Source organism: Acidovorax sp. SRB_24 (assembly GCF_012931925.1).
Genome location: NZ_MWOM01000164.1, coordinates 1 through 780 on the forward strand (window position 1 = coordinate 1; position 780 = coordinate 780).

Genomic DNA, 780 nt, shown 5'->3' on the forward strand with positions numbered 1-780 from the left:
ATACCTGCAGTACCTGTATTCCGACGAAGGCCAGGAGATTGCGGGCAAGAACTTCTACCGCCCCACTTCGGAGAAGGCCAAGGCCAAGTTCGCCCGCCAGTTCCCCCAGCTCACGCTGTTCACGATCGACCAGGCCTTCGGCGGCTGGGCCAAGGCCGACAAGGACCACTTTGCCGACGGCGCGAGCTTTGACCAGATCTACACCCGCAAGTAAGCCGCGGTACGTGGTCGCGGACGCGCTTTCAGGAGCCGACATGCCTTTTTCACCCCTTTTTCCCCGGTCCACGCCGTTCGGGCGTGTCCTGGCCACCACCGCCGCTGCCTGGGGCCTGCGCCTGCAGTGGCCCAGCGGCCCGGATTTCTGGAGCGCGCCAGCAGGCACGCGATTGCGCCGTGAAGTGCGGCTGGCGCTGCCGACGGGCATGGCGATGGCCGGACCGCGGCCGCTTTAGCATGAAATATGCCTCAAACGCTTATGGATTCTGCGCATGATGCTATCGAAACAAGAGCTCTAGGAGCAGGGTGAACGGTCCCCTGGCCGCACGGAGCGGTGTCGTGCACTTGGCTGGCGCTCCCCGCGGCAGCAAGGGCCGCCGGCAGCGCCACGCCCCGCGGAGTTCAGGCCAGCGCACTAGGGTTTTCCCGTCCATATAAACTTTGTGTCTTATTACTTGACTGTTCAATCGTTGGACTTTCATCCATCCACCGTACAGTCACCCCCTTTGTTTGCCCACAGGCTTCCGCAGCGCAGCATGCGTGCGGTGGCCCTTTTTTTTCCAT

General features: G+C 62.6%; 1 protein-coding gene and 1 pseudogene. Both read left to right on the plus strand.

The window, feature by feature from the left end; translation table 11 throughout:
- Positions 1-214, plus strand: a pseudogene (locus B2J89_RS21240) (sulfate transporter subunit); the annotation flags it as partial.
- Between the two features lie 40 nt (positions 215-254).
- A complete protein-coding gene (locus B2J89_RS21245) occupies positions 255-452 on the plus strand; it encodes a hypothetical protein (RefSeq protein WP_169170821.1) in 198 nt (65 codons plus the stop codon).
- Positions 453-780: the final 328 nt, after the last annotated feature.